Raw genomic sequence first — 19,919 nt, forward strand, 5'->3', positions numbered from 1 at the left:
ATCACACATCCCCTTTCCCACGAGTCGCGGCCAGCGCCGCCTGTGTCCGAGGTTTATGCAGGCTACGCGCACGCCTGGTGCGTAAAAAGCGCACCAGGCTGCTCAAGGCATCTTCATCGGTACTGATCTGAAGGAGTTCGGCTCCACACTTCAGCAGGTCGGCCCGCAGCTGTTCGCTCTGCTGTTGAGCCACCTGTGTAAAACGCTCACGCACGCGGGCATCAGCCGTATCTACAAACAACTGCCGGCCCGTTTCTGGATCCTCTAGCGTCACCAGTCCTATATCCGGAAGATGGCCTTCGCGTGGGTCCGACAGACGCACGGCGATCACCTCGTGGCGTCGTGCTAATTTGCTGAGCGCACCCTGCCATCCGGCCATCACCAGAAAATCGGAAACAATGATCACCAGGGCGCGCCGACGCATTACCGCCTGAACCTTTGTGAGGGCCGCCGACAGATCGGTGGGTCCCGCGTCCTCGCCTGACTGTACCTGGCGCGCACGAACCAACAGCTGCTGCAGGTGCAGCTGTCCCACAGAGGGTGGAATGACGGCCAGCGGTCGCGCGGCAAATAACAGTGCCCCCAGGCGATTGCCCGCTCGATTCAAGAGCTGACCGGCCAGGGTCACAAACTCAAGGGCGCGGTCCAGCTTGAGGCAATCGGCCGTTCCCCAGCGGGTTGAGGCGCTCAGGTCCAGCAAAAACCAGACATCGGCCGCGCGCTCAACGTAGGCCTCGCGCAGCATCGGCTGCTCGGAACGCGCCGAGATGTTCCAATCGATAAAGCGAATATCGTCGCCCGGCTGGTAAGCGCGGATCTCTGAAAACTCAACGCCCGGCCCCAGGAACGGCGAGCGCTCGCTACCACCTAGCGAGCTGGCCAGTGGACGCATCAGATGCCAGTCCAGACGCCGCAACACGTGGGCAGGCGGCGCGGACCGGCTCTGTGGTGGCCGGACCTCCGGCTCTTCGCGAGCTCGCAAGGACTTGCAGAGCTTAATGAGGAAATGGTCAGGCCACATAGCGGTCTCCCAGATCAATATGTGGAGGGGGGAAACGCCGCAACAGGTCACCCACAATGGTGTCGGGCGAGACCCCATCGGCCACCGCCTCATAGCTCAGCACGAGACGGTGGCGCAGCACATCCAGCGCCAGGTCCGCGACATCCCTGGGCAGCGCATACGGCCGACCGCGCATAAAGGCCAACGCCCGCGCGCCCGCGACCAGGTTAATAGAGGCGCGGGGACTCGCGCCATAGAGCAGCATCTGTTGCAGGTGGTGTAACCCATGCTGCGCCGGCTCGCGCGTCGCGTGCACCAGAGTTGCCGCGTAAAACACCACATGCGGATCTACATAGATCTGATCCACCTGCTGCTGAAAGGCCCGCAGATGCTCCGGGGTCAACAGGGTCTTGAGCGTGATATTCGTACCCGTCACACGCTCGACAATCACAATTTCATCCTCATAGGAGGGATAGTTGACCAGCACCTTAAACATAAAGCGATCCAGCTGCGCCTCAGGAAGAGGATAGGTGCCATCCGATTCGATTGGATTTTGAGTGGCCAGCACTAAAAATGGATCGGGTACAAAGTGGGTCTGCTTGCCGATTGTGACCTGGCGCTCCTGCATTACTTCGAGCAGGGCCGATTGAACTTTAGCTGGCGCGCGGTTGATCTCATCGGCCAGCAGAAGGTTGACAAAAATAGGACCCAGTTCAGTCACAAATTCGGCGCTTCTGGCGTTATAGATACGCGTTCCCACCAGGTCAGCCGGCACCAGGTCGGGGGTAAACTGCACACGCCCAAAGCTGCCACCCACAACCTGGGCCAGCGCCTTAATGGTCGCCGTCTTTGCCAGTCCTGGCACCCCCTCCAGCAGCACATGGCCGCGTGCCAGCAGCGCCACCAGCAGACGCTCCAAAAGATGATCCTGTCCCACAATCAAACGCTTTACTTCGAACAATAACGGCTCAATCAGCGAAGGCTGAGTTGACGGAGGCGCAAAAGACCGCTGAACGTGAGTCATAAACATTGTCCTTTTCTTCTTCTTTATATCTTTGAGCGCGGGTCTTACTCGCGTCACCCCTCCTCAGGGTGAGCGTCCCCACACGCGCGTCCGCTACGCAGACGCACTCATTTTTTGTGTTGGTGCATTGGAGGCGCTGATGCGCACCCGATGCACCAACACGTGTTATGTTGAAAGCATTGGAGGCAGAAAGCCAGGGCAAGCCCGGCACCTACGAGAATTATTATCGGCAAGGGATAGGTGTATCTCCTACTCCCCTTTTAAATTAATGATAACGGGATGCCATGAAACCTATGGTTGTTCATAGATTTCATGGCATCCCTTACAATACAAGTAGGTATCAAAACCATAGATAGAGAAGTGGGAGGTGGCTGATGCAGAAAAGGTATAAAGTATCTCTGGTTGTTCTATTTGTGCTGTTATATAGCGTAAGTAGTATGCTGCTGACCGGGATGCAGGCCCGAGCGGCCCATGGCAAGCTCAAAAGCGGTGGGCTGAACCAGGTCATCGATCAGGTGACCCGGCAGGTCCTGCTCAATATCAGTGTCAACGGCTTTAATCCAAACGCGAAGACCAAATCGCTTACAACCGGTGGGCTCTACGTCAACTGGATGATGAACAATCCTACCCAGGTCAACAAGGTTAATCCCAATACCAACGACGATCCGCCTACCAGTCATGACATACAGACGGATCTCTTCTATCTCAACGCGCTGGCGGAATACAAATTTCTTCACCACGGGGATACACGCTACGACCTGGATATCCAGAAGATGACCCCCATCGTCCACTATGAGTTCTTCAACTATAATCTGCCAAAGGGATGGGTTTATTTCTATCTGTTGCGTGATGGCTTTTTCCTGAACGATCCGGTGCTGACCCAGGAAGCCAGCATGGCGGCCAGCAACTACTACACCCACTGGTTCGATCCAAAACTGAACCTACTCTATAACAAGTCGCATACGCCCGGCGTCTACAGCGTTGAGCATTCCATTACCGCCGGAGCCGCGTTGATAGACGCCGGCACGCGCTGGCACCAGCCGGCCTGGGTCCAGGCGGGCAGGTCCACCCTGGCGACCGTACTGGCGGCTTCGTACAACCTACAGTCGCACCTTTTTTATAACAATATGATGGTGAACAGCAACGGGACCGAGGTTGTCACCAACGACCAGGCGAAGGCCAGTACCCAGGGGAGCGTCGTCGAGGCCCTCATGGAGGCTTATATGCTAACCCGCGATCAACAGTATCTGAACGTCGCCAGCCAGGTATTGCAGAGCCTGCTGGTCAACAGTGGGCTGTGGGATCAAAGCAATGGGGGGCTCTACTTCGCCCTGGACTTGAATAGCGGCAGGCTGGAACAAAAATATAAGGAGACGCGGGCGCAGGCACATGCCCTGATCGGCCTCTACCGCTTTAACCAGGTGATGCGCGCCATCGGCAGGCCGCAGGTGTTTCTGGACAAGCAGCAGCAGTTGATCTCGTTGCTGGCCACCAGATTTTATGAGCCGATATATCACGGCTACTTCTACCGGGTAACGCCAGATTTTCAGATCTACGTCTCAAACGATGCCAGTGGGCAGCCGCAGCAGGAGAACTACTTCACAACCGAAGCCATGGGTCTGGCCCTCGACGCCTTGCAACAGACCGAGATGCCCGTGGTCCCATATTAAGCGGCACACATATATCGTAGGCGAGGATGCTGGGAGCATCCTCAACGCCCTGTGCGAGCGCTTGCCGCGCAGCGGCCCCGTACTCGGGCGCACATGTTCCATCACAACGTGATCATTCCCAGAGAACGCTGAGAAAGAGATCATCCTTGGTGGAACTTAAGCGTCCGGGTACGGGGCCGCTGCGCGGCAAGCCAGGGCAAGCCTGGCACCTACAAGGGCTTGTTCTCTCTTTGGAAATATCCCACCACCCCCATCACAAAGCCAATCACGACCAGAAAGGCCTCGATACCGGGAAATAGCTTCAGGATAAAGGGAGGATTACTGGCGGACATGTTAAAGAGCGCCTGCGAGATGCTGGTAGCCAGGCATACGGCCAGCAACATCAATAAAATGCCCATCAACATCAGCTTGGTTGATTTCATATGTGGATAAAACCTTTCTATAAGAAATATATAATAGCGTTCAAAATAAGCTCGAAGCAGGGGTATGCTATATATGAGCAAAGATACAAGCACTGCCCCATCTACATATAACAACTTATAGAGAGGCCAGATCAACACTTGAATGAACCATTAGTCCTAGTACCAAGTAGATTGTAAATGCCTCTCAAAAAGGCCAGGAGTCTTTGGGCGCGGCGGCATTGCAGCTATGCTCTATCTACTGTTGCATAACAACGCTAGATAGATACATTCTTAATTGATAATAGACGTGTTGCACACGCATAGATAAAGCGCTTGATGAGAACAAATAGCGTTTTCATAAAATTCCTCTGTTTATTGCCCTCAAAAGAAGAGTATGGTATATTGCACCTAGATCTTCGATTGCTTGAGAGGAGAGCGAGTAAGATGGCGCTGGATAATGAGGAGAGAGCCCAACAGAATGCGACGCTCAAACGCCATGGCTATCGTTGGGCCAAGGAGAATAGTCAGTGGATCTTAAAGGATCCACAGGGGAAAACGACCACGCCAGAAAAGGCCATGCAGGCAATCCACAATCGGAAAGCGCAGCTACCTGTGACGCCTCCTCCCGCGCAGTCCGTTAATCTCACCACCGAACGGCTGGCCGTACTCCGCTGGGCCCAACAGATCGTCAGGCGCCGCCCTTTGATCCTCGCTAGCAAGACGCTTACCATCGCGGGCAACGAAGAGATCATTGAGCTGGCCATCGTCGACATCTATGGGCAAATCGTCTTTAATTCCCTTATCAGGCCAGATCAACCTCTCACAGTAACCGAGGGGGACCTACAGGGGATCCCCACCAATCAGCTGGCACAGGCTCCGAGCTTTCCAGAGATCTGGCCGCAGATCTATCCATTGCTGATCCAGAATGAATTAATCATCTACAACGCAGCCTTCTATCTGCGTAGCCTGCGCCAGGAAGCGGCCCGCTATCAACTGGCGCTGCCGGCCATCGTCTCGCATTGTATGATGACCAAATACGCGCTCTATGCCGGTGAAAAGATCTCGGAGCGGGAATATAAGCTACACGATCTCAGCGAGGCCTGTGGCGAATTTGGCATTGGCACTGGAGATCAACGGGCCAGCGAAAACGCAGAGGCCGTCAGACAACTCCTGCTGGTCCTGGCCAGCCTGGAATCCTGACAGAGGTGAAGGCAGGCCTAAAAAACTGGCATTCCAGTAGCGAGCACATACGAGGTGCCCGACCACCGGAATGCCACTGCGCACGACGACAGTTCGCACAGTACAGTGCCTGCAACTAACTGGGCGGAGGCTCATCCTCCTTCTTGCGCTTCCCAAACAACCCTTCGAGGATACCTCCCGCGCCACTCACAATGCCACCCAACCGATTCCCCGCCTCCTTCTCCAGCGTATTCAGCACGTTTGTCGCGGCATCTTTAGCCTGGCTGGCAAACTGTTCCCCACCGGGAATCTTAGAAGCATACTGCTCGATCGCCTGGCGTATCTTTTGCTCGGCCGCTTCACGAGCAGCCTGAAACTGCTCGGGATTCTGCGGCTGTGCATTCACGTCTTGAGGGCGCTCTTGCTCTGACATGGTCCTGAAACCTCCCATTTATCATGGTTATCTCATCAGCGACAAAAAAGAAAAAAGCTGTACAGGAAACTTTCAGATAACTTTTCACGCCACAGGCATAACATATATGATAACCAGTTTCCCTGTCAAGGGGCCATGCCAATCCCTTCTCTGTTCCACATGGTTTCGTATGATTTTCAATGATTATTTTTATATTACATTTGCAGAGGTAAGTAAAATACAAACAACTGTAAAATGAAATTTTATTAAAGATAAAGAAATTGGTTAAGAAATATGTTAAAAGCATACGCTCATGATCGTCATATATATGTAACCCGGTTGCCTGGCTAAGAGAGTTTGTCTATCACCTCAAAGGAGAAGGCATTGACCAACAATCTTCAGCGCACTGTGGCACGTCGGCTCAGTCGCCGAACGGCCTTAAAAACCATAGGGTTAGGGACAACGGCGCTTGGCCTTTCCGGCTGTGGCGTCATTATGGGCTCGCCCTCGCCCACGCTATCTGCGCAAGGTAAAGAGGCTGCGCAGGGACGCAAGACCGTCATCGAGCTCTATAATGTGTTCGGTGGCGCGGATAATGACCACTGGGTCAACCTGGCCCGCAAGTTCGAAGAATCTCAATCCGAGATCGGCATCAAGATTACCTACGCGCCCGCCGGTGGCGGTGGCGGTGGTGATAATCCCAAGTTGCTGACCGCTATCGCCGGCGGCAATCCACCCGACCTGGCACAAATTACTCCGTTCAGTACCCCCCAATGGGCCGCGCAGGGCATCATGACCGACCTGACCCCTTATATCAAGGCGTCAGGAGTAACGGGAGATGACTTCTGGCCCGCCGTCTGGAACGATATGAACTGGAACGGGAAGGTCTGGCAGGTGCAGTGGGATGCCGACGCTAACTTTCCTTTCTTCTGGAACAAACAGGTCTTTGAAGATGTGGGGCTCGATCCCAACAAGGGTCCGCAGACCATTGATGAGGTCAATGAGTTCTCAAAGAAGATCAACAAGACCACCAATGGCAATGTTTCGCGCATCGGCATGATCCCCTGGGACACCTATGGAGCCAGTAATTCCATCTTTACCTGGGGCTGGGCCTTTGGTGGCGAGTTCTACGATCGCGAGAAGCAGGTGGTGACGCCCGACAACGAGTACGTTGTGAAGGCGTTGGAATGGATCGTGCAATATGCCAAAAGTGTCGGTGGCGCGGACCGCGTGGCCGTCACGCCCCCTAATCTGCAATTGCATGTATTTTCAACCGGCAACGTGGGGATGGCTCCCCTGGTAGCTACCAACTATCGCGATATCGTGACGGCCCTGCCAAAGATGAAGATCGGAGCCGGGCTGCTGCCCTCGCAGGGACCCGGAGCCACGCAGCCAGGCGCGGGAGGCTGGCTGGGCGGCTGGAGCCTCTTTATCCCCACGGGCGCGAAAAATCCTGATGCGGCCTGGGAATTCATCAAGTGGGTCAGCATCAGCGATGAGGGCACGCAGGCCCAGTGGGACACGGTCGGTTTCCCACCTGGCTATAGCAAAGCCCCCGTACTGCAAAAGATTAAAAATGATCCAGTGATGGCCCCATTCTATACCACACTGATCAACGCCAAACATTCGCGGCCCTCGATTCCGGTCGGCTCGTTCTACGCCGGAATCTTGAATGACCTGGTCGGGTCAGCCGTCTACGGCAAGATGACTCCCCTGGAAGCCCTCAAAGAGGTTAAAAGACGCACAACCAAAGAGTGGGATGATTTCAATCGTGAGCATGGCCTGTAACTCCTGACAATGCACCGCTATAGCACAACAAGGAGGTTCTGGTGTCTACAATACGAGTGCAAAGTGTCCACAAACGAAAATGGAGCTCCCTGCAGCGCCGCAATTTTCTGTGGGGCCTCTTCTTCACCTCACCGGCCATTATCGGCCTCCTCTTATTTACCGCGTACCCGTTAATCATGTCCTTCTACTATAGCTTCACCTCGTATTCGATGTTCGGGCCCTTCAAGTTTATCGGCCTGACCAACTATATCGATCTATTTGGAGATGACAACTGGTGGAGTTCGCTCTACAACACCGTGTACATCCTCATTTTTTCGGTGCCACTGGGCATCATTGTTGCGCTGATGCTGGCGCTGCTGCTGAATGTCAAAACGAAAGGCATCGCCGTTTACCGCACCATTTTTTACCTGCCAAGCATCGTGCCGATCGTGGCCTCGGCCGTCGTGTTCGGCTATGTCTTTAATCCACAGTATGGGATCCTCAACAACATCCTGCAGATCTTCGGCATTACGGGACCCGGCTGGCTGTCCAGTCCTGACTGGGCGAAGCCGACTCTGATCATTCTCAGTCTGTGGGGTGTGGGAAACCTGATGATCATCCTGCTGGCAGGATTGCAAGACGTGCCACGCGACCTGCAGGATGCCGCCCAGGTTGACGGTGCCACCGCGTGGAATCGCTTCCGCCATGTCACGCTACCCTTCCTGAGTCCGCATCTGTTCTTCGCGTTGATCACCGGTCTGATCGCCGGATTCCAATACTTCTCCCCGGTCTTCGTGCTCACCAACGGCAATGGTGACCCGGCGGGCTCCACCCTCATCGCGGCGCTGTACCTCTATCAGAACGCCTTCCGCTACTTCAAGGTCGGCTACGCCAACGCGATGGCCTGGGTCCTCTTCATCATCATCTTACTGTGTACCGCACTTACCTTCCGCATAGTTGCCAGGCGCGTTTATTATGGAGGAGCATAAATCATGGCCATTCAAGAAAACCTTTACCCTCAAGACCTGGAAATCATCCGACCGGGCACCACGCAACGCGATGAAACGAACATCACGGCCAAACCGCGCACCCAGGTCCTGGCGCATATCGCTCTGGTCGTATTGAGCATCCTTTTTATCATCCCGTTTTTCTGGATGGTCACCGGGTCACTCAAGATCAATACACAGTTAAGCGCCTTCCCGATCGTCTGGTTCCCTGACCCCATTACGCTGGAGCACTATATCTATGGGCTGCAGGCGGTCCCCTTTGGGCTGTATGTGCTAAATACGCTGACGATCTGCCTGTTCGCCGTCATCGGAGCGGTCTTCTCCTGCTCGTTCGTGGCTTATGGACTGGCACGCATCGACTGGCCGCTGCGTACACCGCTGTTTATCATTATCCTGGCCACCACCATGATCCCCTTTTATGTCACGATGGTGCCCCTCTTTACGCTCTTTAAAACCTGGGGCTGGGTCAACACCTATCTGCCGTTGATCATCCCGACGTACTGTGGCGTCCCCATCTACATCTTCCTGCTACGCCAGTTCTTCATGACTATTCCCAAAGAATTGTCCGAAGCGGCGCGCATCGATGGGGCCAACGAACTGGCCATCTACTGGCGGGTGATCCTGCCGCTCGCCAAACCGGCCCTCGCCACTGTGGCGCTCTTCCAGTTCCTGGGATCGTGGAGCGACTTCCTGGGACCCCTGATCTATCTCAGCGACTCGCAGCGCTACACCGTCTCCCTGGGCCTCTCGTTCTTCCAGGGACAGTATAGCACCGAGTTCGGCGCCTTGATGGCGGCCAGTACCGTCATGTTGATCCCTGTGATCATTCTTTTCTTCTTCGCACAGAAAACCTTTATCCAGGGCATCACCCTCACAGGCGTCAAAGGATAAGAAAAATACAGCAATCGGGTAAACAGGGAGGAAGACCAGCGCTGAGCGCTGGTCTTCCTCCCTGTTTACCCGATTGCTGTATTAAGGGGGAAATTGGGGACTTGATCATGCCCCCAGCATGCTCGCCCAAACCCCGGCAGGAGGGGCTTGACGCCCCTCCTGCACCTCCCCCCTATTTACCCGATTGCTGTATGAAAATTTTTTTTATTGCTGGGGGATGATGCAGTTGTCGCCTTCGCAGTAGCCGCTGTCGGTGTTGTCGGCGCCAATCTTGATGAGGGGGTGGGATTCGGCCCAGGCCTGGTCGAGGACCTGCTTGAAGACTTCGGTGGGCTGGGCGCCGGAGATGCCGTACTTTTCGTCGATGGCGAAGAAGGGGACACCTTCGATGCCGAACATGCGGGCGCGCTCGATGTCGGCCCTTACCTCGTCAGTATATGCGTTGCCGGCCAGCATCGAACGTGCCTCTTCGGCGTCGATGCCCACTTCGGACGCCAATCTCACCAGCGTCTCTGTGTCGCCGACTGAAGCGCCTTCGGTAAAATAGGCCTTCAATAGACGCTCTTTGGCGGCATCCTGCAGATTATGGTGCGCCGCCAGGTGAATCAGACGGTGGGCATCAAAGGTGTTGCTATGACGGATATCACCCATGTGATAGTCGAGTCCTACTTCGGCGGCCAGCTTGCTCACGCGCTCATTCATGGCCTCGGCCTGCTGCGGGCTCACGCCATATTTCTGTGCCAGCACCTCGGTCATTTTTGTCTCAGACGTACGTGGCGCCGATGGATCAAGCTGATAGCTGCGCCAGATCACCTCGACCTGGTCTTTATGCTTAAAGTCGGCCAGGGCCGCCTCAAAACGACGTTTACCTATATAACACCAGGGACAGGCCACATCGGACCAGATCTCTACTTTCATTTCTTCCTCCTCCTTATATCTATCTATCACAACAACGCAGTCCCACATTTTATTCTCGCCACGGACATCCGTGTCATAATCCACAATTGGGCAGATCTGATAATCAGACAATCATGTCCTGCCACCTCTATCACAATCATCTTCATGACATCGCTGTCTGACACAACCGTCCTATAGTATTCAACTCTGCCACGACACATCTGTCTACAAAACATCTTTCCCTGACAAACCTGTCCTCGCCATCCGGCAGGTACAAAATGGAATATGCAATTACCTGGAGGAGGGGAAGCACCGCATAAATGCTCCCGCTACAAGAGGCCAGTTATACTCCTGGAAGCCTTCGACATAATAAATATGCGTTTCCCTGGCTCTTCGAGCATACTATACAAGCAAACAGAACACTTCACAATACACATTTGTACGTATAAATTCGAGCACAAATACTTAGTTCGGGGCTTGTCGCATCAGTTGGAGTCCGCTATGATGAAAAGAAAATTTTCTATGCAGCATGCATAAAAGCATAGAAGAGAAACGGCGATATCGCGCTGGTCGCCACCAAAGCTCGTGTATGGGTCTATAGTACAAAGGATAAAGCTGTCAGAAACGGCAGAAAGCCTGTTATGGCAACGCTGGCATGGATGTCAGAGATGACACAGAAATGTCGCGACCGACATGACGGATATGTCCAGAATATATGCCTGACATGACCAAAAATTACAATCTCATTACAGTATAGTTACAATAAATTCATGCGATAGCATCGCAGCAATACGGTTAAGCTCAGAAATGGCATTTGTGACATGAAAATGACATGAATGGCAATGAATATTTTTTTGCCTCGCGACTCGAATTTCGAATTCGAGTTATATATTTATTTTAAAATTTATCTTAAAGTAGATACTCGAACTCGAATTCGAGTTAACCTCCGCCCAAAGAGACATGACATGGATGTCAAAAGTGTCACATCATCCCACTCCTTCCCTGGTCTGCCTTCCATCGTTCGTGTTTTTTAAACCATAACTCTGCTTCACAAGATCATCACCACCACATGCCTGAGCTTTCGCACCCGCGGTGCTCAGAGTCTTTTTTCTGGTGGTGCAGCAGAGGCGCGGATCCGCGCCTCTGCTGCACCACCAGAAAAAAACCAGTGCGGCCGCGCATGCGGACGCCTGAGAGCGGGTGTTCGCACGCGCCTTCGGGAATATATCATTGTCATAGACAAGATCGTAAAAATATCTACAGATGAACATGTGTAGCTTCTAGGTGGGGGTAGTCTAATAACAGAAGTTATCCAAATTTGTAGCATTACAAGTTTGGTGTATTTCGTAAGTTGTGTTCGTATCTTTACGAACGTTTTAAGGAGAAATTACATGGCTACAGCAGAATCACTCAATATTGAGAAGCATTTGAAGAATATGCATTGGCCGGCCAGGCGCGACGAAATCATCGCTCATGTCCGCCAGCAGGGCGCCGACGAGCAGGTTTGCAGTGCGCTGCGCCAGCTGAATGCACAGCAGCAGTACAATTCCTCCAGCGAGGTCTGCAAAGTTCTCAATTCTGGCTCAGCTGACAAAGCCCAGAGCGGCAAGCGCGACTTCTAATTTCAGGTATACGTCTCCCTCCTTCCTTTCACAGGAAGGAGGGAGATTTTTTGCCCCAAAAATTTTCAAATATTCTCAATAATTTTATTTGCTTTAATACTGTATTTAAACATTTAAAGTATTGAAAAATTAGATTTTTTTATGTTATGATGGCGTGGTAAGAGGTGGAAGTACTTCGGATGTGTCTGATACTCGTGATCATCACCTGCGAGCAGCAATTGATCGATGCATTATGACACACCTATCAAATGGCGGCCTGGAGCAGACTTGCTATTTAACTGCCAGAACTCATATGCTATGAAGAGAAGATATCTATACATTCGGCAGGAGAACATAAAACGATGCCAGAAATCGATGGCGATCACGTATTTGGGTTTGATACGCTGGCCCTGCATGCGGGCCAGCGGCCCGATCCAACGACCGGGGCTCAGGCGGTCCCTATCTACCAGACAACCTCGTATATCTTTGACGATACCGATCACGCGGCTCACCTCTTCGCGCTGCAGCGCTTTGGCAATATTTATACGCGCATTATGAATCCGACCACGGCCGCGTTTGAGGAGCGCATCGCCGCCCTCGAAGGCGGTACGGGCGCAGTCGCCACGGCCTCCGGCATGGCGGCCCAGATGGCTGTAATGATGACGCTACTGCGGCCGGGCGATGAACTGGTAGCGGCCAGCAATCTCTATGGCGGCACCCATACGCAGTTCGATCTTACACTGCGCACGTGGGGCATCAACACTATTTTTGTCGATAGCACCGATCCCGAGAACTTCCGGCGCGCGCTCACGCCGAAGACACGCGCCTTCTACGGCGAGACCATCGGCAATCCCGGCGGGGATGTGCTGGATATGCGGGCCGTGGCCGATATTGCGCACGAAGCGGGCGTGCCTCTAATCATAGATAATACCTTCGCCACGCCGTACCTGTGCCGTCCCTTTGAGCATGGCGCGGATATCGTGGTGCATTCCGCCACCAAGTTCATCGGCGGTCATGGCACCTCTATCGGCGGCGTCCTGATCGAAAACGGCAAGTTCCCCTGGGACAACGGGAAGTTCGCCCATATCGTCGATCCCTCGCCGGGCTATCACGGTGTGCGCTTCTACGAAACCTTCGGGGACTTCTGCTTCGTGATGAAGGCGCGCGTGGAGACGGTGCGCGATACCGGTCCCAGTCTGAGCCCGTTCAATTCGTTCCTCCTGCTGCAGGGCCTGGAGACGCTTTCGCTGCGCATGGATCGGCACTGTCAGAATGCACTGCAGGTAGCTAGATTCCTGCAGGAGCATCCAGCCGTCAGCTGGGTGCGCTATTCGGGTCTTCCCGAGGACCGCTCGCATGAACTGGCGCAACGCTACCTGCCCCGTGGCGGCGGCGCCATCTTTACCTTTGGCGTCAAAGGTGGCTACGAGGCGGGCAAGGCCGTCATCAACAACGTCCGGCTCTTCGCCCACCTGGCCAACGTTGGAGATGCGCGTAGCCTGATCATCCATCCAGCCAGCACCACGCATCAACAGCTTTCAGAAGAACATCTCCTCGCTGGCGGCGTGACGCCCGACCTGATCCGCCTCTCAATCGGCCTGGAGAACATCGAAGACATCCTCTGGGACCTGGACCAGGCGCTGGCTAAAGCAACGGCCAGCGTACAGGCAGGGACGCAAGCAACAGAGAAAGGGGCAGAATAATGGCCGGCAGCACAGCGTATTCAGCCACGCCCGACATGTACGAGCGATTAAAGCTACTCAAGCAGTATCGGCACGTCGCCATCGTGGGGCTCTCCGCCGATCCCTATCGACCCAGCCATTTTGTAGCCATCTACCTGCAGGCCGAAGGCTACGACATCATCCCCATCAACCCACGCTACGCCGGAAAGACCATTCTGGGCAAGCGTGTCTATGCCTCTCTCAAAGAGGCCAGAGCGGCTGGCGAGCAGATCGAGATCGTCGATATCTTCCGCAAGGCCGAGGATACGCCACAGTTTGTGGCGGAGGCCGTTGAGATCGGCGCGAAAGTGCTCTGGCTCCAGCTGGGCGTGCGCAACGACGAGACCAGCGGGCTGGCCCGCGAGGCGGGGCTGATCTTTGTTCAGGACCGCTGTGTCAAGATGGAGCATGCCCGTTTCTTTGGTGGTCTGCACACCATCGGACTGAACACCGGAGTGATTCTTTCGCGCAAGCTTTGAAGATTATGCAAAGCTTGCAGATGTTAGTGAGGAGGGATTATGTTTAACGAGGGCAAAGATATGACGCCAGATGTGCTGATCAAGATTCTGGGAGACTATCGTCATATCGCGGTAGTCGGTCTATCGGCGAAGCCGCACCGGCCCAGCCGCGACGTGTCGGCATATATGCAGGAGGCGGGCTACGATATTATCCCGATCAATCCGCTCTACGCGGGGCAGCAGATTCTGGGTCAGCGCGTCTACGCGACGCTGGCGGATGCGGCCGCCGCAGGAGAACAGATCGAGATTGTCAACGTCTTTCGCCGTCCCGAGCAGACCCCTCCTTTTGCCGATGAGGCCGCCGGTGTAGGAGCAAAGGCACTCTGGCTCCAGTTGGGCATCGCCAACGAGGAGACAAAGCGGCGCGCACAGGCCGCCGGGCTCCTTTATCATATCGAGCGTAAAACCCCTTGCTTTAGCTATGGGGATATAAGCGAGTCCTTATGGGGCGAGATGGGGAGCCAAAAGCAGCATAACTCCCCCATGCATGTATGGGCATATGAGTCGCACATATCACCAAAGAGTAACTAGATAGTGGCATAATTACTCTTTTTTGCTATAATTTGAGCATGGATACAGAAATTAAAAGGAACTCAAATGTGGTTTATAATTGCCACTATCACGTGGTCTGGGTCCCGAAATATCGACGGAAAGTCCTGCTCAATCCAATTGATGTGCGTCTGAAAGAGCTCATCATCGAAACGATCCAGAAATGGAAACAGGAATGTGTCGAAGTGGAGGTCATGCCCGATCATGTGCATTTGCTGGTGGGATGTGATCCCCAATTTGGCATTCATAAGCTCATTCGGTTGATCAAAGGGTTCACCAGTCATCAATTAAGGCAGGAGTTTCCTGATCTCAAGAAAAAGCTCCCCTCGCTGTGGAATAACAGCTATTACGTGGGAACAACCGGCGGTGTCACCTTGGAAGTCGTCAAACGCTATGTTGAGAGTCAGAAAGGGAAATAGCAGGATGCGTACCTACAAATACCGACTCTATCCGACTCGCAAACAGCAAGAGACGTTGCAATGGACGCTCGATCGGACCCGTGAACTGTACAACGCAGCGCTCCAAGAGCGCCGTGATACCTGGGCAATCATCAAGCACCACCCGAACTTCTATGATGAGGAGTGGCGCAAACAAGCCATAAAGGATCATGGTAGGAGTTGCTACGGTCAAATCAACCAACTCCCGGAAGTGAAGGAGGTCAGGGACGAGTACAACGATATCTATTCTCAGGTGTTGCAGGAGACCTTGAAGCGGGTTGATAAAGCGTACAAAGCCTTCTTCCGACGTGTGCAGAATGGAGAGAAGGCAGGGTATCCCAGGTATCAGGGACGAGATCGGTATCATTCGTTCTGCTATCCACAATCTGGTTTCTCACTTGAAGGGAATCGGTTGGTTCTCTCGAAGATTGGGCATCTCAAGATCAAGGTGCACCGTCCAGTGCAAGGGACCATCAAAACGTGTACGATCAAGCGAGAAGGTGATTGTTGGTATGTGTGTTTCTCTGGTGAAATCGAAGCGAGCCAAGAAAAGCACACACCCTACACAGATGAAGCCGTTGGTATCGATCTGGGACTCTGTCACTTTGTAGCTCTCTCAACAGGTGACATCATAGAAAATCCGCGCTTCTTCCGTCAGGCTGAAAAGAAGATTACAGGCATGCAGCAGGAACTCGCACGCAAGAAACGCGGATCCAAACGTCGGAAGAAGACGGTCAAGCGATTGAGTAAAGCCTATCGCAAGGTGCGTAACCAGCGACAGGACTTTCTCCATCAGTGGTCACGTTGTTTGGTCAATACCTATGAGACGATTGTGTTTGAAGATCTGGCACCATCAAAGATGAGCAAGGCACCCAAACCCAAACAAGAAAAAGAAACTGGGGCCTCTCTCCCGAATGGTGCCAGCAAAAAAGCTGGTTTGAATACGTCGATCTTGGATGCGGGTTGGTCTACGTTTATGAACCTGTGTGAATACAAGGCAGCATGTGCCGGTGTTGTCCAGGTGAAAAAAGTAGATCCCTATAAAACCAGTCAGGTATGCAGTGGATGTTTGCATGAAGGGCCGCACAAAGATCTCAGTGAGCGAGTCCATACCTGTGAGAACTGTGGTTTGGTGTTGGATAGAGATATCAACGCCGCCATGAACATTCTTGCTGTGTGGAATGGCCTCAACCTACGTCCAACACCTAAAACAACAAAGAAGAAAACCCAGGCTCGGACGGAGCCATCAGAGGACGCGCCTCTGAGAAGCCCCCGGCTTTAGCCGTGGGGAGTCGTCACGTAGAGAATAGATGTATCAAAGTCGAGCACGCCCGCCTCTTCGGCGGCCTGTCGCTGATTTGAACGAGATAATGAACTGGAAGGTATTGTTGATCGGCGGCGCTTCTGGCTCGGGCAAGACCGAGGTGGCGCGCGCGGTGGGATTGCGCCTGGGCATGCCATGGCTGCAGGTCGATGATCTACGGCTGGCGTTCCAGCATAGTCAGGTGGCGCTGCCGGATCCACAGGCGACGCGCGATCTGTACTTCTTCGCCGAGACCACCCACGTCTGGCGTCAGGGCGCGGAGGCGTTGCGCGCTGGATTGATCGCCAGCAGCCGGGCGCTGCTGCCCGCGCTTGAGATTATAATCGCCAACCACATCGATACTGACGCGCCACTGATTATAGAGGGCGATAACATCCTCCCCGAACTCATAGAGCGCTCGCGGCTGCGGCCCTATGTGGAGCGTGGGCAGTTGCGCACGGTCTTTCTGAGAGAAAGCGACGCGGACAGGCTGCGAACCAATATCGAGGCGCGCGCACGAGGAACGGCACACATTTCTCCTGAAGAACTTCAAACGGAGGCCGAAGCCAAATGGCTGTATAGTCAGTGGTTGATGACCGAAGCTGGTAGGCTGCACCAACCCGTATTAGAAGCACGTCCCTGGGAAACATTGGGGGAAAGGATTATACTTACCAGTAGATAAAAACTTGAGAGTGCAAAGGAAATCCCGATGAAGAAGATTGCCCTGCTTTATGAAGAGTCCCAGCCCGAGACGCTGCAGTTTATACCCGAGTTGACAGCGATCCTGCAAAAGCATAACTATGAAACCGAGATCGTCAATCTCAATCAGGAAGGGCTGGAATGTTCCGATCCCGCGTTGCAGAACTGCCAGATGCTGATCGTACTGGGTGGTGATGGCTCGATCCTGCACACCGCCCACCTCTGCTCCGCGCAGCATACGCCGATCCTGGGCGTCAACTTTGGTCGCGTCGGCTATCTGACCGAACTGGAACCCGATGAACTGGCGCACGAGCTGCCGTATTATCTCAATGGCGACAAATCGATCTGGATAGACGAACGCACCATGCTGCAAGCTACCCTCCAGCAAGGAGAGGAACAGCAGGAGTTTATTGCGCTCAACGACATGATGATTGCGCGTGGCACCTGGCCCCGTGGCGTCTATGTCAAGACCTGGATCGACGATCAATTCCTTGATACCTTCTATGGCGATGGAATTATCCTCTCAACGGCCACCGGCTCCACGGCCTACAATCTATCCGTCGGAGGCCCGATTATGTATCCCAAAATCGAGGCCTGCATCCTCAATCCCATCGCGCCCCACCTCTCATCCAATCGCGCCCTGGTCATCCCGCTGCAGTCAACCATCCGCTTCCAGATCTCAACCAATAACCAGGACGGCGTCTTCTCCGCCGACGGCCAATGGAACTGCGCCGTACAGGACGGCACCACCGTAACCATTCAAAAGAGCAACCAGATCACGCGCTTCATCCGGCGCAAGCCACCGGTCCACTTCTATCGCGTGATCCACAATCCACAACAAACAAGCGAGGAGCCCCACGCTGGCCAACCCGAAACGTAATTTCGGCCCTCGCGGTCGATTTATCCTCGCTCACGAAAACGTACATTTCGTAGGTTCGACCCTTGCGGTCGATTTCCTCTTCACGCACGAAAACGTACATCCAAACCATCGCGTGATGTTGAATAGGGGGAACGGAATCGTGGGGCGAGGGAAATCGACCGCAAGGGTCGAACCTACGTGGGGGGATAAATCATTATATCATGTATATAAATATTGATGACTTTGTAGACGGGTGCTATGATCTATTTAGCGTCTTTGATGACGTCTCTGCTCTTGTATTCCAGGAGAGGCTAGACAATGACAGATGATAGATATGCCAATGATCGATCAACACTTCCAGAAAACCTCGCCTTTTTATCCACATTGATCCAGCAGAAGCATTATGAAGAGGCCCTGGCGGCCTGTAAGCAAGCATTACAGCTAGAACCGGACAATGCTCAACTCTATCAGATGAAAGGGGATCTGCTGGCCCGGCATTTTGATAATCCGGTCGGGGCATTAGCGGCATTTGAGATGGCGCTACAGCTGCAGCCGGACAGCGCCAATACATGGAGGGACAAGAGCCACGCGCTCTGGCAGCTCAAGCTGCATCCAGAGGCGCTGGCCGCCGCCGAGCAGGCCATTCAGCATGATTCAGAAGATGCCAGGGCGCATTATTATAAAGGGCTCAGTCTGGCGGAACTGTATCGTGAGAGCGAGGCTCTGGAAGCATTTGAGCAGGCCATCCAACTCGATCCAGACGAGCCAGATCCCTATTATATGCGCAACAATGTGCTGCGCGACCTGGATCGCTTTGAGGAGGCGCATGCCGCCTTTGAGGCGGGCGCCAACGCGGCCCAGCGCCGACGAACATTCGTGATAACACGCTTTCGCCAGCGGATCGAGGCGGTCCAGATGGATGGCATGCTCGAACTGGGCATCCAGCTCTTTCGTGGTGGCAATCCAGAGAAATGGGTCGATGAAAAGTATGCGCTCTCCGGCGATGGTTACGCCAGGCTTGAGCGCGAGGATCGGCGTCAACAACTGGCGCGCCACGTCACACTGCAGAAAATCGAGCCTGATATGTGCCATGTGCTCTTTACGCTGACCAGCGCGACCGTACCACAGCTCATCGAGCAGCCGCGCAAACAGGACTGGGATACGGCCACCTTCGAATGCAGGATAACCCTGGGCGTAGCAGGACAGAGCACTACCTTGATGTTTGAACTACAGGAAGAAGAGATCGAGCAGGGCACGCCACCAATTGTAGAGGTGATCAAGCATTTCCGTACCCTGGATACGGGCACACGTTGAGTTTTCCAGGGGTCTTGCTTTTTCCTTTGAAGAGCCTGTATAGTATAGCAACAGAATACATGCGCTTCAAAGGAAAACTCTATGTATAACACTACAGGTCTGCTCATCCTATCAGCCGCTACCAGCCAGACGGCCCTCTGGGATGGATCGGCGCGCCTGATCGTTTCCGCCGTCGCCTTGCTGGCTGGCTTCATCGGCGCCTGCTGGATCGCTTACAACAAAAGAGGGAGCGCGCCATGGCACAGCAACGCCTGGAATCTTCTCCCATTGGCCGTCGTCTTCGTCAGCCCGGTAGTGCTCTTCCACATCCCCATTGTATTTCTGCTTCCACTCTACCTGGCCCTGCTGGTCGGACTCTATTTTATGACCAGGCGCGCCTCCCAGCTCTGGTACCGCAATCCCCTGCTGCTGATCCTGCTGGTCCTGCTCATCGCGGTCCTCTTTAAAGGCACCCTGTTCAAAGTCTTTGTCATCGGAGCCATCGTCCTAGGCAGCCTCAACTTCATCTTCAAAAAACTCTTTTCTCGCTAAAGGGGTCCCAGGCGTGCCTACACCCTCACCGAACCCTGGTACTACTCTCCAGGCGCGACCTCCGCTGCTTTCTCCTCTTCTGTCCATTGGGACAGGGGAATACTGGTCAATCGCTCCATGACCACAGCACGCATTCCTG

Annotated in this window: 20 protein-coding genes; 15 read left to right on the forward strand and 5 right to left on the reverse strand. The window is 53.9% G+C overall.

Going from position 1 to position 19,919, the window contains the following annotated elements:
* Position 1: 1 nt before the first annotated feature.
* Both KTT_RS28435 and KTT_RS28440 read right to left on the reverse strand, forming a co-directional pair.
* Positions 2 to 1,021: a DUF58 domain-containing protein gene (locus tag KTT_RS28435; RefSeq protein WP_160146185.1), complete on the reverse strand. Its 1,020-nt coding sequence runs from the start codon at positions 1,019 to 1,021 to the stop codon at positions 2 to 4.
* Positions 1,011 to 2,030 carry an AAA family ATPase gene (locus KTT_RS28440; protein WP_371864918.1) on the reverse strand — a complete coding sequence of 340 codons (1,020 nt, stop codon included), beginning with the start codon at positions 2,028 to 2,030 and terminating at the stop codon, positions 1,011 to 1,013. The genes KTT_RS28435 and KTT_RS28440 overlap by 11 nt, the downstream gene beginning before the upstream one ends.
* A 368-nt stretch (positions 2,031 to 2,398) precedes the next feature.
* Here KTT_RS28440 and KTT_RS28445 point away from each other — a divergent pair, with 368 nt between their 5' ends.
* Entirely contained in the window at positions 2,399 to 3,694 is a 1,296-nt protein-coding gene (locus KTT_RS28445; RefSeq protein WP_126601083.1) for a D-glucuronyl C5-epimerase family protein, read from the forward strand.
* A 209-nt stretch (positions 3,695 to 3,903) separates the two neighbouring features.
* Here KTT_RS28445 and KTT_RS28450 read toward each other — a convergent pair whose 3' ends face one another.
* Entirely contained in the window at positions 3,904 to 4,116 is a 213-nt protein-coding gene (locus KTT_RS28450) for a hypothetical protein (RefSeq protein ID WP_126601084.1), read from the reverse strand.
* 423 nt (positions 4,117 to 4,539) lie between these two features.
* Between KTT_RS28450 and KTT_RS28455 the strand changes: the two genes are divergently transcribed.
* Positions 4,540 to 5,295, forward strand: a complete 756-nt coding sequence (locus tag KTT_RS28455; protein WP_160146186.1) for a 3'-5' exonuclease — start codon at positions 4,540 to 4,542, stop codon at positions 5,293 to 5,295.
* A gap of 115 nt (positions 5,296 to 5,410) precedes the next feature.
* On the opposite strand, the gene KTT_RS28460 is transcribed toward KTT_RS28455, so the two are convergent.
* Positions 5,411 to 5,707, reverse strand: coding sequence for a hypothetical protein (locus KTT_RS28460; RefSeq protein ID WP_126601086.1), 297 nt, complete (start codon positions 5,705 to 5,707; stop codon positions 5,411 to 5,413).
* Between the two features lie 363 nt (positions 5,708 to 6,070).
* Here KTT_RS28460 and KTT_RS28465 point away from each other — a divergent pair, with 363 nt between their 5' ends.
* Genes KTT_RS28465 through KTT_RS28475 form a run of 3 tightly spaced genes read left to right on the forward strand, consistent with a single transcriptional unit; the run spans position 6,071 to position 9,351 of the window.
* Positions 6,071 to 7,474, forward strand: a complete 1,404-nt coding sequence (locus KTT_RS28465) for an ABC transporter substrate-binding protein (protein ID WP_235845900.1) — start codon at positions 6,071 to 6,073, stop codon at positions 7,472 to 7,474.
* A 41-nt stretch (positions 7,475 to 7,515) separates the two neighbouring features.
* Complete coding sequence (locus tag KTT_RS28470) at positions 7,516 to 8,442, forward strand: carbohydrate ABC transporter permease (protein ID WP_235845901.1); 927 nt, start codon at positions 7,516 to 7,518, stop codon at positions 8,440 to 8,442.
* Between the two features lie 3 nt (positions 8,443 to 8,445).
* A complete protein-coding gene (locus KTT_RS28475; RefSeq protein ID WP_126601087.1) occupies positions 8,446 to 9,351 on the forward strand; it encodes a carbohydrate ABC transporter permease in 906 nt (301 codons plus the stop codon).
* Positions 9,352 to 9,555: 204 nt separating this feature from the next.
* On the opposite strand, the gene KTT_RS28480 is transcribed toward KTT_RS28475, so the two are convergent.
* A complete protein-coding gene (locus KTT_RS28480; protein WP_126601088.1) occupies positions 9,556 to 10,269 on the reverse strand; it encodes a DsbA family oxidoreductase in 714 nt (237 codons plus the stop codon).
* A gap of 1,370 nt (positions 10,270 to 11,639) precedes the next feature.
* Here KTT_RS28480 and KTT_RS28485 point away from each other — a divergent pair.
* The 10 genes from KTT_RS28485 to KTT_RS28530 all read left to right on the forward strand — a co-directional run bounded on the left by KTT_RS28485 (position 11,640) and on the right by KTT_RS28530 (position 19,780).
* Positions 11,640 to 11,870 (forward strand): DUF2795 domain-containing protein, encoded by a 231-nt coding sequence (locus KTT_RS28485; RefSeq protein ID WP_126601089.1) that lies wholly within the window; start codon positions 11,640 to 11,642, stop codon positions 11,868 to 11,870.
* A 341-nt stretch (positions 11,871 to 12,211) separates the two neighbouring features.
* On the forward strand, positions 12,212 to 13,552 hold the full coding sequence (locus tag KTT_RS28490) for an O-acetylhomoserine aminocarboxypropyltransferase/cysteine synthase family protein (protein WP_126601090.1): 1,341 nt from the start codon (positions 12,212 to 12,214) through the stop codon (positions 13,550 to 13,552).
* A complete protein-coding gene (locus KTT_RS28495) occupies positions 13,552 to 14,049 on the forward strand; it encodes a CoA-binding protein (protein ID WP_174844808.1) in 498 nt (165 codons plus the stop codon). Before KTT_RS28490 ends, KTT_RS28495 begins: the two co-directional genes overlap by 1 nt.
* Positions 14,050 to 14,088: 39 nt before the next feature.
* On the forward strand, positions 14,089 to 14,619 hold the full coding sequence (locus KTT_RS28500; RefSeq protein WP_218031033.1) for a CoA-binding protein: 531 nt from the start codon (positions 14,089 to 14,091) through the stop codon (positions 14,617 to 14,619).
* A gap of 38 nt (positions 14,620 to 14,657) precedes the next feature.
* On the forward strand, positions 14,658 to 15,056 hold the full coding sequence (gene tnpA, locus KTT_RS28505; protein ID WP_126601091.1) for an IS200/IS605 family transposase: 399 nt from the start codon (positions 14,658 to 14,660) through the stop codon (positions 15,054 to 15,056).
* Positions 15,057 to 15,060: 4 nt separating this feature from the next.
* Positions 15,061 to 16,356 (forward strand): RNA-guided endonuclease InsQ/TnpB family protein, encoded by a 1,296-nt coding sequence (locus KTT_RS28510; RefSeq protein ID WP_235845902.1) that lies wholly within the window; start codon positions 15,061 to 15,063, stop codon positions 16,354 to 16,356.
* A 28-nt stretch (positions 16,357 to 16,384) separates the two neighbouring features.
* Positions 16,385 to 17,059 carry a hypothetical protein gene (locus KTT_RS28515; protein ID WP_235845903.1) on the forward strand — a complete coding sequence of 225 codons (675 nt, stop codon included), beginning with the start codon at positions 16,385 to 16,387 and terminating at the stop codon, positions 17,057 to 17,059.
* A gap of 27 nt (positions 17,060 to 17,086) precedes the next feature.
* Positions 17,087 to 17,956: an NAD(+)/NADH kinase gene (locus KTT_RS28520; RefSeq protein WP_126601093.1), complete on the forward strand. Its 870-nt coding sequence runs from the start codon at positions 17,087 to 17,089 to the stop codon at positions 17,954 to 17,956.
* Between the two features lie 297 nt (positions 17,957 to 18,253).
* The gene (locus tag KTT_RS28525; RefSeq protein ID WP_126601094.1) at positions 18,254 to 19,249 is read left to right on the forward strand and encodes a tetratricopeptide repeat protein; all 996 of its coding nucleotides are present in this window, start codon (positions 18,254 to 18,256) and stop codon (positions 19,247 to 19,249) included.
* Between the two features lie 81 nt (positions 19,250 to 19,330).
* Positions 19,331 to 19,780, forward strand: a complete 450-nt coding sequence (locus KTT_RS28530; RefSeq protein ID WP_126601095.1) for a hypothetical protein — start codon at positions 19,331 to 19,333, stop codon at positions 19,778 to 19,780.
* The last annotated feature ends 139 nt before the right edge of the window (positions 19,781 to 19,919 follow it).

Origin of the sequence: Dictyobacter aurantiacus (assembly GCF_003967515.1) — a bacterium.
In the GTDB taxonomy this organism is placed as follows: domain Bacteria; phylum Chloroflexota; class Ktedonobacteria; order Ktedonobacterales; family Ktedonobacteraceae; genus Dictyobacter; species Dictyobacter aurantiacus.